The organism is Chitinophaga sp. 22308, from assembly GCF_052045305.1.
Taxonomy (GTDB): domain Bacteria; phylum Bacteroidota; class Bacteroidia; order Chitinophagales; family Chitinophagaceae; genus Chitinophaga; species Chitinophaga varians_A.
In genome coordinates, this window is sequence record NZ_JBQEOP010000004.1 from 820151 (window position 1) to 833786 (window position 13636).

At 49.8% G+C, this 13636-nt stretch carries 12 protein-coding genes; 4 read left to right on the forward strand and 8 right to left on the reverse strand.

The window, feature by feature from the left end; translation table 11 throughout:
• Nucleotides 1–25 precede the first annotated feature (25 nt).
• The 8 genes from ACTJJS_RS19435 to mraZ all read right to left on the reverse strand — a co-directional run bounded on the left by ACTJJS_RS19435 (nucleotide 26) and on the right by mraZ (nucleotide 9704).
• A complete protein-coding gene (locus tag ACTJJS_RS19435) occupies nucleotides 26–1225 on the reverse strand; it encodes an FtsW/RodA/SpoVE family cell cycle protein (protein ID WP_168870035.1) in 1200 nt (399 codons plus the stop codon).
• Nucleotides 1226–1317: 92 nt separating this feature from the next.
• Nucleotides 1318–2658 (reverse strand): UDP-N-acetylmuramoyl-L-alanine--D-glutamate ligase, encoded by a 1341-nt coding sequence (gene murD / locus ACTJJS_RS19440; RefSeq protein WP_168870034.1) that lies wholly within the window; start codon nucleotides 2656–2658, stop codon nucleotides 1318–1320.
• A gap of 40 nt (nucleotides 2659–2698) precedes the next feature.
• A complete protein-coding gene (gene mraY / locus ACTJJS_RS19445; RefSeq protein WP_168870033.1) occupies nucleotides 2699–3958 on the reverse strand; it encodes a phospho-N-acetylmuramoyl-pentapeptide-transferase in 1260 nt (419 codons plus the stop codon).
• Nucleotides 3959–4047: 89 nt separating this feature from the next.
• Nucleotides 4048–5514: a UDP-N-acetylmuramoyl-L-alanyl-D-glutamate--2,6-diaminopimelate ligase gene (locus ACTJJS_RS19450; protein WP_440664918.1), complete on the reverse strand. Its 1467-nt coding sequence runs from the start codon at nucleotides 5512–5514 to the stop codon at nucleotides 4048–4050.
• The gene (locus ACTJJS_RS19455) at nucleotides 5515–7620 is read right to left on the reverse strand and encodes a penicillin-binding protein (RefSeq protein ID WP_168870031.1); all 2106 of its coding nucleotides are present in this window, start codon (nucleotides 7618–7620) and stop codon (nucleotides 5515–5517) included. It abuts the gene before it with no gap.
• A 208-nt stretch (nucleotides 7621–7828) separates the two neighbouring features.
• Nucleotides 7829–8209 (reverse strand): FtsL-like putative cell division protein, encoded by a 381-nt coding sequence (locus ACTJJS_RS19460; protein ID WP_440664919.1) that lies wholly within the window; start codon nucleotides 8207–8209, stop codon nucleotides 7829–7831.
• A gap of 104 nt (nucleotides 8210–8313) precedes the next feature.
• The gene (gene rsmH, locus ACTJJS_RS19465) at nucleotides 8314–9225 is read right to left on the reverse strand and encodes a 16S rRNA (cytosine(1402)-N(4))-methyltransferase RsmH (RefSeq protein WP_440664920.1); all 912 of its coding nucleotides are present in this window, start codon (nucleotides 9223–9225) and stop codon (nucleotides 8314–8316) included.
• A gap of 11 nt (nucleotides 9226–9236) precedes the next feature.
• On the reverse strand, nucleotides 9237–9704 hold the full coding sequence (gene mraZ / locus ACTJJS_RS19470; protein WP_168870029.1) for a division/cell wall cluster transcriptional repressor MraZ: 468 nt from the start codon (nucleotides 9702–9704) through the stop codon (nucleotides 9237–9239).
• 513 nt (nucleotides 9705–10217) lie between these two features.
• Here mraZ and ACTJJS_RS19475 point away from each other — a divergent pair.
• From ACTJJS_RS19475 to ACTJJS_RS19490, 4 genes are all read left to right on the forward strand, one after another.
• Nucleotides 10218–11051, forward strand: a complete 834-nt coding sequence (locus tag ACTJJS_RS19475; RefSeq protein ID WP_168870028.1) for an outer membrane protein assembly factor BamD — start codon at nucleotides 10218–10220, stop codon at nucleotides 11049–11051.
• The gene (locus ACTJJS_RS19480) at nucleotides 11020–11361 is read left to right on the forward strand and encodes a DNA-directed RNA polymerase subunit omega (protein ID WP_078668842.1); all 342 of its coding nucleotides are present in this window, start codon (nucleotides 11020–11022) and stop codon (nucleotides 11359–11361) included. The genes ACTJJS_RS19475 and ACTJJS_RS19480 overlap by 32 nt, the downstream gene beginning before the upstream one ends.
• Before the next feature lie 95 nt (nucleotides 11362–11456).
• Nucleotides 11457–12680 (forward strand): bifunctional phosphopantothenoylcysteine decarboxylase/phosphopantothenate--cysteine ligase CoaBC, encoded by a 1224-nt coding sequence (gene coaBC, locus ACTJJS_RS19485; protein ID WP_440664921.1) that lies wholly within the window; start codon nucleotides 11457–11459, stop codon nucleotides 12678–12680.
• On the forward strand, nucleotides 12673–13599 hold the full coding sequence (locus tag ACTJJS_RS19490; protein ID WP_440664922.1) for a DUF4835 family protein: 927 nt from the start codon (nucleotides 12673–12675) through the stop codon (nucleotides 13597–13599). The genes coaBC and ACTJJS_RS19490 overlap by 8 nt, the downstream gene beginning before the upstream one ends.
• The last annotated feature ends 37 nt before the right edge of the window (nucleotides 13600–13636 follow it).

Here is a 13636-nt window from a genome sequence, read left to right on the forward strand (position 1 = left end):
GATAGTCTGTTTATATAAATACGTTTTAGGCTACTGCAGCGTTTTCTGCGTTGGCAGCCATCACGCGTTCAAGTCTCTCTTTTTCTGCCTGTTTGCCTTCCATTTCCTCCACATTGCGGGCCACGCTCAGGATAATGCCGATGGCCATACTGGTGAAGAGCACAGATGATCCTCCCATGCTGACCAGCGGTAGCGGCAGCCCTGTTACGGGAAACAGCTGTACGTTTACCGCCATGTTGGTCAGCGCCTGTATGACCAGTGTTACGCTCAGCCCCAGTGCCAGGAAGGCGCCGAAGGCATACGGACATTTTTTGTAAATCCGGATGCAGCGTAACAGCAACAGCATATAAGCCGCCAATATCAGGAAGGCGCCTACCATTCCGTATTCTTCGATGATGGTAGCGTAGATATAGTCGGAGTAGGCGTGCGGCAAAAAGTTACGTTGTGTACTGTTGCCGGGGCCTTTCCCGAGTACGCCGCCGCCGGCGATGGCGATGTTGGCCTGTTGTACCTGATAGGGCACTTCGGTGTGGTCGTCATTCATGAAGCTGTCCAACCGCTTTTCCCAGGTTTTGGTACGCATCTCCATTCCGGAGATTTTAGCAATGGCAAACATCAGTACGATAGCCAGTGCGCCTGCGGCCACCATTCCGGCGAGGAACCTCACCGGTACCCTGCCAATGAAACAGAGCAGCATACAGCTGGCCATTAACAGCAAAGCCGTGCTCATATTGGCCGGCATGATGAGTACGCAGATAACGCCTACTGGTATGATGATGGGCAGAAACCCTTTCTTGAAATCGTTGATCACATGCTGCCTTCTGGACAACTGCCGGCTGACATACATGAAGATGGCCAGTTTGGCGACGTCCGATGTCTGGAAGGTCAGGTTGATGATCGGTAGCCGTATCCACCTGCTGGCGTCGTTGATATGTGAACCGAATGCCAGTGTGTAAATCAGCAGTGGTATCGATATCAGGAAGCCTACCTGTGCCACCCGTGAGTAAATGGTGTAGTTCACCCGGTGCGCAAAGTAGATGATCGCCAGTCCCATTCCCAGCACAATGAGCTGCTTCAGGAGGTAATACTCCGTATGGCCGCCCCGTTCGCGGTAAGCAAGCGAGCCGGTTGCGCTATATACGGCCAGCAGGCTCACCAGCGATAGAAAAATTACTATCGTCCAGATGACCTTATCGCCTTTTGTTCTATAGAGCAATCCGTTCATATTGTTAATAATTTCGTTTTGTCGTTTCCGTTATTCAACCCTTTTTACCATCCCAGGGGCTGAAGCCCTGGGCTACGATTCAACCCTGGTGCTTACAGTGCTTTCACCGCTTCCTTGAATTTGCGGCCTCTGTCTTCGTAGTTTTTAAACAGGTCGAAGCTGGCGCAGGCAGGGGAAAGCATGACCACATCGCCTTTGGTGGCTTGTGCAAAAGCTTCGCGTACCGCGTCCATCATGCCGGAGGTGCTGATCATAACGGGCGTATCTTTTGATAACGCATCAATGATCGGTGTGTTGTCCACGCCCATGCAAATAATGGCTTTTACTTTTTCTTTCACCAGGTCGCGGATAGCGGAGTAATCGTTGCCTTTGTCCACACCGCCCATGATCAGTACAATGGGTTTTTCGATGCTTTCAAGGGCAAACCATACGGAATTCACATTGGTAGCTTTGCTATCATTGATAAAATCCACGCCTTTTACCGTTGTCACATATTCCATCCGGTGTTCCAGGCTTTTGAAGGAAGCCAGGCTTTCGCGGATTTTTTCCTTTCTAATATCCATGGTTCTGCCTGCAATTGCTGCTGCCATCGAATTATACAGATTGTGTTTCCCTTTTAGCGCCAGGTCATACATGGACATGATGACCGGCTCTCCGTCAACCAGTATTTGCAACTGCTCGTTGGCGATAGAACCGCCTTCTTTCAGTGGTTTCATGATGGTAAAAGGTATTAATGTTGAATAAATGGGTTGCTGCGCCAAATGCTGCATGATCTCCGGATCGTCCATACAATAGATGAAATAGTCTTCTTTTGTCTGGTTCATCGCGATCCTGAACTTGGAGGCTACATAGTTTTCCATTTTGTAGTCGTACCGGTCCAGGTGATCAGGCGTAATGTTGAGCAGGATAGCAACGTTGGGTTTGAATTCCACGATGTCATCCAGCTGAAAGCTGCTGATTTCAATCACATAATACTCCGCTGGTGCGGTTGCCACCTGCCTGGCATAGCTTACGCCAATGTTGCCGACCATGGCCACGTCGAGTCCTGCCGTTTTGAAAATATGGTAGGTGAGGGCGGTGGTGGTGCTTTTGCCGTTGCTGCCAGTGATGGCAATAATCTTTTTACCTTTTGAAAAACGGTAGGCCAGTTCAATTTCGGAGATGACAGGTACGCCTTTTTCGCGTACTTTTTTCATCAGTTCTGTTTTTTCAGGGATGCCCGGACTTTTGACGATTTCGTCTGCGCCGAGTATCACGTCCCAGGAGTGATGACCTTCTTCGAAAGGAATATGGTTTACCGCCAGTTCCTGTTTATAGTTGTCCTTAATAGTGCCGCCTTCAGACACAAAAACCTCATACCCTTGCTGTTTTCCCAGCAAAGCCGCTCCGATCCCGCTTTCTCCTGCTCCTAATATGATGAGTTTATGCGCCATTTTCGTATATACTTCTTTGTTAGTTTTTTGTTTTTTTTGATTATCTCATTTTCAGTGTCGCGATTGTAAATACCACGCACATGATGGTGATGATCCAGAAGCGTACGGATATTTTACTTTCGTGATAACCGAGTTTCTGGTAGTGGTGATGGAGGGGCGACATTTTCAGTATGCGCCGGCCTTCACCGTATTTTTTCTTGGTGTATTTGAAGTAAGACACCTGCAGCATCACTGACAGGAGCTCTACGAGGAATACGCCGCAGAAGATGGGGATCAGCAGCTCTTTACGCACAATAAACGCCAGTGCCGCGATGATACCTCCCAGTGCCAGACTACCGGTATCGCCCATGAAAACCTGTGCCGGGTAAGCGTTGTACCAGAGGAAGCCCACACAGGCACCTACGAACGCCGCAATGAAGATGGACAGTTCACCCAGGTTGGGGATGTACATAATATTGAGGTACTCCGCAAACTGAATGTTACCCGATACATAAGCAAAAATGCCGAGACATATTCCTATGATACCCGACACCCCTGTGGCTAGCCCGTCTAATCCGTCCGTTATGTTTGCGCCGTTGGATACGGCGGTGATGATAAAGATGACGATCAGGATGTAGACGATGAAGGTGTATTTTTCTGCGCCGGGAATCCATGAAATCAGCTTGGCGTAGTTGAATTCATGGTTCTTGACGAACGGGATGGTGGTGATGGGTGTTTTCACGTCCACAAACCGTTGTCCGTCGCGGGTCACCCTTTCGGGGTGGTTAGTGAGGCGTCTTTCATAGGGCGCCAGTTTTTCTGCGCCCATCAGCTCGCGGGATACCACCACGTCATTATTGAAATACAGGGTAGTGCCCACGATGAGGCCCAGTCCTATTTGTCCGAGTATTTTAAAACGGCCTGCCAGCCCTTCCTTGTTCTTTTTGAATACTTTGATATAGTCGTCCACAAAACCGATGAGGCCTAACCATACAGTACAGAGCAGTACCAGCCAGATGTACACGTTGGCTACCTGAGCAAACAATAAGGTGGGGATGATGATGGCCGCGAGGATGATGAGGCCGCCCATAGTAGGGGTGCCCTTCTTGGTGTTTTCACCCTGAAGGCCCAGCTCACGGATTGTTTCACCGATTTGTTTACGCTGTAGCAACCTGATGATACGTTTACCCAACAACAGGGAGATGACCAGCGACAGCAACAGGGCCATCGTCACACGGAAGGTGATAAACTGGAACATACCACCACCGATGATGCTGATCTTAAATTCTGTTTTCAGGTAATTTAAAAAATAATATAACATATGTTTTAGTCGGAGCCTTCCCGTCCGCCTCATTCGGATGGGGGGCTTTTAAGTCATTGAGTTATTAAGTTAGTTTCGTTCCGTTATAATTATTTGTCGAGCAGCCTCATTACTTCTTCCAGCACTTCTTTATCGTCGAAGGGATGTTTCACCCCTTTGATTTCCTGGTATTTTTCGTGTCCTTTTCCGGCCACGAGGATGATATCTTCTTTTCCGGCGAGGGTTACTGCTGTTTTAATAGCTTCCCTGCGATCGGTAATGGAGATCACCCGTTTTTTCAGGTGTACAGGCACTCCAGCTTCCATTTCGCGGATAATCGCTTCCGGATCTTCGGAGCGGGGATTATCGGAAGTGAAGATCACCCGGTCGCTGCTGTCTGTTGCCACTGCAGCCATGACAGGCCTTTTAGCTGTATCGCGGTCGCCGCCGCAGCCTACCACGGTGATCACCTGTTCGTGTCCTTTGCGCAGGTTTTTGATGGTGGCCAGTACGTTTTTCAGGGCATCAGGTGTATGGGCGTAGTCCACAATAGCGATGATCTGGTCGTGCGCGGACACGATATATTCAAAGCGTCCTTCCGCGCCCTGTATATTGCTGAGGGCGCGTAGCACGGTGGCTTTGTCCTGTCCCAGCAATACAGCCGCACCATATACTGCCAGCAGGTTGTAGGCATTAAACTCACCGATCAGGCGGAAGTGTACTTCCGTATCGCCTACCTGCATGATCAGGCCGGTGAGATTGTTTTCCAGGATTTTTCCTTTGAAATCGGCCAGGGTCCGCAGGCTGTAAGTGGCCTTGCGGGCTTTGGTGTTTTGCAGCATCACCATGCCTCTTTTGTCATCGAGATTGGTGAGGGCGAAAGCCGTAGCCGGCAGGTTATCAAAGAATGATTTTTTGACCCGGATGTATTCATCGAATGTTTTGTGATAATCCAGGTGGTCATGGGTGATATTACTGAAGATGCCTCCGGCGAATTTCAGTCCTGCCACTCTTTGTTGATGGATAGCGTGGGAGCTGACTTCCATGAAGGCATACAGGCATCCTTCCTCCACCATCCGGGCCAGCAGCGCGTTGAGGCTGATGGGGTCAGGGGTGGTGTGGGTAGATGGTATCACGGTGTCGCCTATCTGGTTTTGCACGGTGGACAGTAGTCCGCAGTGGTAGCCCAGCTGGGAGAACAGACGGAACAGGATGGTGGCGATGGTTGTTTTTCCATTGGTACCGGTAACGCCTACCAGCTGCAGTTTGTGGGAAGGGTTGTCATAGAAGTTGCCCGCTATGATACCGCTTGCCAGTGCGCTGTTCTCCACCTGTACATAGGTGACGGTGTCCAGCAGTACTTCCGGCATTGTTTCGCAGATGATGGCCGCTGCTCCCTGTGCGATGGCTTTATCGATATATTGATGGCCATCAGTATGTACTCCTTTCACGGCAATGAAGGCGTCGCCGGGTCCTACAGACCTGGAATCAATGGCAGGGGCGTTCACGGAGATGTCGGTGTTACCGTGTACGGCCCTGGTGCCTGCATTGTATAATATGTCGCGCAGCGTCTTCATCTAGCTCAGTTCTATTACGATCGTTTGTTCGTTTCCTATTTTGGTGCCGCCGGGGAGTGATTGTGTTTTCACTTTGCCGGCGCCTTTTACAACAACGCGTAGTCCTGCGTTTTCGAGCAGGTACAGCGCATCTTTGAGCCCCATTCCCGTAACGTTGGGCACGGCGCCTTTCGCCTGGGTGAGCTGTTGGAAGTTGACTTTCCGGTTGCTCACGCTGGGGCTTACCCAGCTGTTGTTGGCGATGGTGCCGTTGACGGGCATTTGCAGGGTTTTAAGTATCTGTTTCCATTCGCCGCCTTTACCGTTTTTCAGGGCCAGGAGGGTGTCCAGTTGTACGTTTGCCTGCATTGGTTTCTGTTTTTCCACGGCGATGGCATACAGTTTATCAGCCACTTCGCGGAACACAGGTCCTGCCACGTTAGCGCCATAAAAGCGCAGGGCATGCGGTTTATTTCTGATCACCACCACACAGGTGTACTGTGGGTCATTAGCGGGAAAATACCCGGCAAATGAGGACTGGTAGATCTTGTCGGCATAACCGCGGTTGCCGTTGGCCACCAGGGCGGTACCGGTTTTAGCTGCGAAGTTGTAATAGGGGTTGGCCAGTTTTCTGGCGGTTCCGTCTATTGCCACTCCTTCGAGCATGGACTGTACCTGCTTCAGGGTACTGTTGGTGCAGATGCTGTCCAGCAGTACGGTAGGCTCAAACTGTTTAACTACCTGGCCATATTCCTGTATGGAATTGACGAGGTAGGGTTTCATCATTTTACCGTTGTTGGCCACTGCATTGTACAGCATACATGTCTGCAGCGGGCTTATCAGCACTTCATACCCGAAGGCCATCCAGGGCAGTGAAGTGTTGCTCCATGTTTTGGAGCTGGTGGTTTTAATCACCGGATGGCCTTCCCCCACCAGGTCGATGCCCGTGCTCTGGTCCAGCCTGAGTTTTTTCAGGTTTGCCACGAACTTGTTGGGCTGTCTGCCATAATGTTGGACGGCCAGTTTAGCCATTGCCACATTGGAGCTGAGCTCAAATGCGTGTTTGATGGTCACGTTCTGCGGGCCGGGATGCGGTTCGGAGTCGAATACCGTTCTGCGTCCTACCTGCCAGCGTCCGCCGTCCATGTTGACCATCGTGTTCATGGTGGCGTATTTATCTTCCAGCACAGAGATGACGGTGGCCAGTTTAAAGGTGGAACCTGGCTCGCCTACCTGCAGTGCATAGTTCATATCTTCCCAGTAGCTGCCATCCGGTTGTCTGCCCAGATTGGCGATAGCCTTGATTTTTCCTGTTTTTACCTCCATCAGGATACAGGTGCCGTGGACGGCTTCATTTTGCACCATCATGTTCATGAGGGCTGTTTCCACGATATCCTGCATGTTTACGTCGAGGGTGGTCACCACATCGCGGCCGTTTTCCGGTTCGATGTCATATCCTTCCACGGGGACGTAGGTGCCACCGGCGATGCGGCGCATGAGCCTTTTACCGGTCACCCCTTTCAGGTATTCGTTATAGGTCCTTTCCAGGCCTACGCTTTGCGAGTTTTCGCGGGGCAGGCCGATGGTCCTGTTGGCCAGCAGTTTAAAGGGGTTGATGCGTTTGCTTTTGCTTTCCGCGATCATGCCGCCTTTGTTTTTGCCGAGCCGGAACATTGGGAAGGCACGCATTTGCTGGTACTGGTTAAAGGGTACGTTTCTTTTCAGGAGAAAATAGCGGTCCTTTGTTTTGTAACCTTCCTGCAGCATTTGTGCGTAGCCTGCTTTGCTGCGGTCGCCGAACATCTGGGAGAGGCAGAGGGAGAGGGAGTCGAGATTTTCCCGGAACACTTTCCCTTTTTTGTCCCGCAGGCCGTCGGCTGCGAAGTCTATCCGTATATCAAAATACGGAATGGAGGTAGACAGCATTCTGCCTTCCTCCGAATAGATGGTGCCTCTTTCCGCGTCGAGGGCAACGTAGCCGGTATGCAGACTATCGGCCATATTGCGCCAGTAGCTGCCTTTCACGTTCTGGATGTAAAAGACCTTGGCCAGGATGGCGACACCGAAGAGCGCCATGCCGATCAGGCAGAGATACACACGCCACAATATGTCTTTTTTTACGTCCACGTTCCGGCTGTTTAGCTTTAAGCTTTTAGCGGATAACTTCCAGGGTTTTAGTTGCCGGGAAAGCGACTAAGGCTAAAAGCTAAAGGCTAAGCGCTATAAAAAATACCTGACGCTGGCTGCGATTTATATGAGATGCTTGTCATTTTTTACCAGCATCCCCGTCCTGTAAAAATTTCAGGCGGGCAGCATCAGGTACCAGTATTGATTGTTATTGTTCATTTTCCTTTTTCAACACTATTTTCTGTGGAGGAGAACTGAGTTGCTTGAGGCCCAGTTGCTCTACAGATTTGCTGACTTCACTCATTTTGCTGCGAAACATGAGCTCACTCTTCACGTTGATGTATTCCCACTTGAGCTCTTTTATTTCTTTGCCAAGCTGATTAATGCGGCGTATTTTTTTTTCAGCGAGGTGGCTGTTAGCGATATAGATCAGTGCCAGGACAGCGAGAAAACCGATATAGGGCAGGTTTTGCACCAACGCTCTGTAGTTGATACGCAACCGCCATTCCCTTTTCGGTCCTTTCACCGGCGTACTTTCGGTACCGGTAGGTTCTTCCTGGTTTGTTTCTATAACTTCTTCCTGCAACACGCGTTATGCCTTTTTAATAAATTGACAATATAAAATTGAAAGCAAATCACAACAGATGTGTATAGGATATAGGATAGGAGCTGGATGATACGGTGTAAGCGGTATCATGCTATTTTTTCGGCCACCCGCAGTTTTGCGCTTCTCGATCTGCCATTGAGCTTTAATTCTGCATCGCTGGCGGTCACCGGTTTTTTTGTGATTAATCTGAACAATTTAGGGGGTGTTTCCTTTCCAAACGGATCTTCCGGTGCTTCCTCGAAACTGCCTGTCTTCATAAAGTTCTTTACCAGCCTGTCTTCCAGGGAGTGGAAGGTGATGATGGCCACTCTTCCTCCCGGTTTTAACACATTGGCGCACTGCGTCAGTAAGTCTTTTAAGGCGCCCAGTTCATCGTTGACAGCTATTCTTAATGCCTGAAACACCTGTGCGAGGTATTTCTGCGGGTTGCCTTTTACGATGGGCTGGATCACGGATTTAAATTCCGCGATGGTGCGCATGGGGTGTGTTTTTCTTTGCCGTACAATGGTTTGCGCCAGGGTTTTGGCGTTGGTCACTTCTCCGTATTCCTGGAACAGGAGTTGCAACCGGGCTTCGCCCCAGGTGGCCAGAATCTGGGCCGCAGTGAGGGTGGTCCGGGTGTCCATCCGCATGTCCAGATCGCCGTTAAAGCGGATGCTGAACCCTCTTTCGGCGGTATCGAACTGGTGTGAAGACACGCCCAGGTCTGCCAGTACGCCGTCTACCTGTTCCGCTTTATGTAGTTTCAGAAATCGTTGCAGGTGTCTGAAATTTTGTTGTACAAATGTTACACGGTCATCGATGATTCTGTTACGGTATGCATCCTCGTCCTGATCAAATACGATCAGTCGTCCTTTTTCGCCCAGTTTCTCCAGTATGGCCCGGGAATGTCCTCCGCCTCCAAACGTTGCGTCCACATAGGTCCCTTCCGGGTTAATGTGCAACAGCTCCGTTGTCTCCTGCAGCAGAACGGGTAGGTGATATTGTTGTTCGCCCATATTGCTCCAGTTTAAATTGATATGTTGTTGTCTCCTCCTCCCATTACCTGTTGAGCCAGATCACTGAAGGCCCCTGGTGAGAAATTTTCAAAGAACTCCTGGTATTTACCTTTATCCCAGATCTCGATTTTATTGGATGCTGCTGCCAGCACAATGTCTTTTTCCATGTTTGCGTACGACAGCAGGTTTTTCGGTACCAGCAGTCTTCCCGCGCTGTCCAGTTCCAGAATGGTGGCCCCATTGAGGAAGTAGCGCCTAAATTCCCGCACTTTCGGGTCAAAATCGTTCAGCTTGCTGATACGTTCGAAAATGGGCTGCCACTCGTTCATGGGATACAATGACAGACATTTTTCAAAGCCTCTGTTGATGACAAACTGTCCCCCGGCGGCTTCTGACAACTGCTTTTTGAATCCGGCAGGTAACAGAAAACGTCCTTTTGCGTCCAGCGTAGCCTCATATTCGCCTAGAAAACCTGTCATACCATGGGGCAAAGTACTTGAAAAACCATTTTCTAACACAAAATAACACTTTTTCCCACTTTTTAACGAAAAAATACTTTATAAATTTTTTCCACAGGAGGACAATCCCCATTGTAAAGGGTTTGGAGTGCCTTTATGCACCTTTTCCGCGCAGTTGGCATCAATTATTGTGGATAATGTGTGAATATATGTTAATGATGTGTGCGTAACCTGTGAAAAACGCGTCAGGACTGCTGTTGCACCAGGTAAAATGACTGCACTGTTTTTTCAGCTTCGGCCCTGAGCCTGTTTTTACAAATAGGATTAAATTATAATTCGAGGGTTGGGGCCGGGAATATTTTTTGACAATATCCAATGATTTTTTATTTTCAGCAGGTAAGCGGCAAAAGGAATCATTTCTTCGGTAAAATGGCCTGATCCGGCGATTTAACGGCCTCTTTTGCAAAATTTTAACAGCAATGAAAATCTCTTCGCCTTACATTTACATTTAATTCTTAATTTTGCCACTCTTTTATGCGGAAATTTTTATTGTATAGCAGTCTCCTTGCGCTGATCGTGGTCGCTTCTTCCTGTAATAACGAACTGAGAAGGATCGAAAAAAGCAACAACTTCGAGAAGAAGCTGGCGTATGCTGACAAATTGTACTCGAAGAAAAAATACAATACAGCGCAGACACTGTATCAGGACCTCCTGCAGGTGTATAAAGGCACCGAAAAGTTTGAAGGCCTGTATTATAACTACGCATACTGTTCCTACTACGTGAAGGACTATGTTCAGGCAGCTTTCCATTTCAAAAACTACCTCGACGTATTCCCCAACAGCCCCAGAGCGGTGGAAATTGACTACATGCAGGCATACTGCTATTACAAGCAGTCGCCCAAAGTATCGCTGGACCAGACCAACACCATGAAGGCCATCGCCCAGATGCAAACCTTCATCAACAACTACCCGCAGGCGGAAAAAGTGCCGGAAGCCAACCTGGTGATCGAACTTTGCCGCAGAAAGCTGGAACTCAAAGAGTTCAACAGCGCCGAACTGTACTATAACCTGGGCTTTTACAAAGCGGCCGGTATCGCCTTCAAAAACCTGATGCGCAACTACCCCGACTCCGACAAAAGCGACAGCTACAAGATAATGGCCATCCGCGCCTATTACAACTATGCCAAAAACAGCATAGAGGAAAGACAAAAAGAACGCTACGAGACAGTTGTCAGCGAATACATGGACTTCGCAGACCACTATCCCAACAGCAAATTGAAGGCGGATGCCGAAAAATTTTATACCTTAGCGCAAAACAACATTAAATCACTGGAAAATGAGCAAAATAAAGAGAAGTCTAACCAGTAGTCTTAATCCCTGGGTAGAAACCAAAAATACTACCGATATTAAGAACCGGACCGGTAATTTATATGAGTCTATTGCCGTGATAGCCAAACGCGCCAATCAGATCAATATTTCCGTGAAAGAGGAGCTCCATTCCAAGCTGGAAGAGTTTGCCAGTCATACTGACAACCTCGAAGAAGTACACGAAAACAAGGAGCAGATCGAGATTTCCCGCTTTTATGAAAGGCTGGCAAATCCTGCTATCCAGGCTACGCAGGAATTCCTGGACAATAAAATTTATTTCCGCAAGAACGACGACGACCTGTTCAGCTAATCCGCCACACATTATTTTGTGAGGTGCGTGATTGCGAAAAATAAAAATATTAATTTCATGGCGGCAGATTCAAATCTGCCGCTTTTTTTATATCTATGGACGATATCAAAATACTACAAGGAAAGAAAATCCTCCTGGGCGTGTCCGGCAGCATCGCTGCCTATAAAGCCGCCACCCTCATCCGGCTGCTCGTGAAGGAAGGCGCCCTCGTAAAGGTGGTCATGACACCGGCGGCGGCTGACTTCATCACGCCGCTTACCCTCGCCACCCTCTCCAAAAACGAAGTACCACTCCATATCAGCGACCATAACAGCTGGAACAACCACGTCATGCTGGGCCGCTGGGCCGACGTGATGCTGATAGCTCCCGCTTCTGCCAATACCATCGCCAAAATGGCCAACGGCCTGTGCGACAACCTCCTGATGGCCACCTACCTCTCAGCCACCTGCCCGGTACTGTATGCACCGGCCATGGATGAAGACATGTGGAAACATCCGGCCACCCGCGCCAATGTGGCCCGCCTCCGCGAATACGGCCATACCCAGATACCGGTGGCTGCCGGTGAACTGGCCAGCGGCCTTGTCGGTGAAGGAAGGATGGCGGAACCGGAAAATATCGTCGCCCTGCTGCGCCGCCACTTCAGCCAGGCCGCCGGCGCCCGCAAACCGCTCGACGGCAAAATAGCTGTCGTAACGGCCGGCCCTACTATCGAACATATTGACCCGGTAAGATATATCAGCAACCACTCCAGCGGTAAAATGGGCATCGCCATCGCGGAAGCCCTCGCCGACGCCGGCGCCCAGGTGAAACTGGTGCTGGGCCCCACTAACCAGACTACCCACCACAACGGTATCCAAATCATCCCGGTACAGTCGGCAGAAGATATGTTCCGCAGCGTGATAGCGGTATATCCCCTGTCTGATATCGTAGTGGCCGCGGCAGCCGTGGCAGACTACCGCCCGGCACAGGTGGCGGATAAAAAAATCAAGAAAGGAGAGGACAAATTCAGCATCGCCCTGGAAAAAACACACGATATCCTCCGGACACTGGGCAACAATAAAGGCCCGCAGCAACTACTGGTAGGCTTCTCCCTGGAAACAAACAACGAAAGGGAGTACGCGCTGAAAAAACTGCGCGACAAAAACCTGGATATGATCGTGATGAACTCCCTCGCCGATCCGGGCGCTGGATTCAACTACGATACCAATAAAGTGACCCTGTTCGACAACAGGGGAAAAGAACGTGACATCCCCCTCAAATCCAAACAGGAAGTAGCCAGGGATATTGTTTCCGCTATAATAGAACTGCAACATGCGTAACCGCTTCCCCTTCGCCCTGCTGCTGGCAGGTATGCTTGTTTTCACGGTCAACTGCCTGCAGGCGCAGGAGATCAGGGCCAATGTGACCGTAGTGGCCAACCAGGCCCAGGGTGTTGACCGGAAAGTGTTTACCACGCTGCAAACAGCCCTCAGGGAATTTCTGAACAACCGCCACTGGACAGATGATGCCTTTACACCGGCAGAGAGAATTGAATGTAACTTCCTGTTGAACGTAACAGGCGTCACAGGAGAAAACATGTACAAGGCTTCACTCACCATACAGGCTACCCGCCCGGTGTTTAACAGCAGCTACGTGACCAGCCTGCTGAATACCCAGGACAACAACGTGGCCTTTCGTTATGTGGAATTCCAGCAGCTGGAATTCAGCGATAACCGCGTAGTGGGCAACGATCCCATGGCTTCCAATCTCACGGCCATCATGGCGTACTATGTGAACATTATCCTCGGGCTGGACTATGATTCGTTCTCCCCCCGCGGTGGCGATGCCTATTTCAAGAAAGCGCTGAACATTGTGAACAATGCGCCGGACGGGAAAGACATCTCCGGATGGAAGGCTTTTGAGGGTACCCGTAACCGTTACTGGTTGCAGGACAACCTCCTGAACGCCAAATTCCTCAACTTCCATGATGTGATGTACCAGTACCACCGCAACGGGCTGGACGTGATGTATGAAGATGTGAACAGAGGCCGTGCGGCCATTATGAACTGCCTCAACCTGTTGTATGCCATTCATCAGGACATTCCCAACTCCATGTTGATGCAGACATTCTACTCCGCCAAAGCCGATGAACTGCAGAAGATATTTTCCAAGGCCATGCCACAGGAGAAAATGAGGGCCGCTGAATTGCTGGCCCAGATGGACGTGCCCAATGCACAGAAATATCAGCAGATGAAATAACAGCCGGTGGCTATCTCCGGACACAACAATTTTTTAG

Excerpts from the sequence above, each read along its gene's own strand:
- ACTJJS_RS19480 (WP_078668842.1), top strand. The coding sequence starts at position 11,020 with ATGAGCAAAATAAAGAGAAGTCTAACCAGTAGTCTTAATCCCTGGGTA.
- ACTJJS_RS19490 (WP_440664922.1), top strand. The coding sequence starts at position 12,673 with ATGCGTAACCGCTTCCCCTTCGCCCTGCTGCTGGCAGGTATGCTTGTT.
- rsmH (WP_440664920.1), bottom strand. The coding sequence starts at position 9,225 with ATGGGCGAACAACAATATCACCTACCCGTTCTGCTGCAGGAGACAACG.
- mraZ (WP_168870029.1), bottom strand. The coding sequence starts at position 9,704 with ATGACAGGTTTTCTAGGCGAATATGAGGCTACGCTGGACGCAAAAGGA.
- ACTJJS_RS19450 (WP_440664918.1), bottom strand. The coding sequence starts at position 5,514 with ATGAAGACGCTGCGCGACATATTATACAATGCAGGCACCAGGGCCGTA.
- coaBC (WP_440664921.1), top strand. The coding sequence starts at position 11,457 with ATGGACGATATCAAAATACTACAAGGAAAGAAAATCCTCCTGGGCGTG.
- ACTJJS_RS19475 (WP_168870028.1), top strand. The coding sequence starts at position 10,218 with ATGCGGAAATTTTTATTGTATAGCAGTCTCCTTGCGCTGATCGTGGTC.
- mraY (WP_168870033.1), bottom strand. The coding sequence starts at position 3,958 with ATGTTATATTATTTTTTAAATTACCTGAAAACAGAATTTAAGATCAGC.
- murD (WP_168870034.1), bottom strand. The coding sequence starts at position 2,658 with ATGGCGCATAAACTCATCATATTAGGAGCAGGAGAAAGCGGGATCGGA.
- ACTJJS_RS19435 (WP_168870035.1), bottom strand. The coding sequence starts at position 1,225 with ATGAACGGATTGCTCTATAGAACAAAAGGCGATAAGGTCATCTGGACG.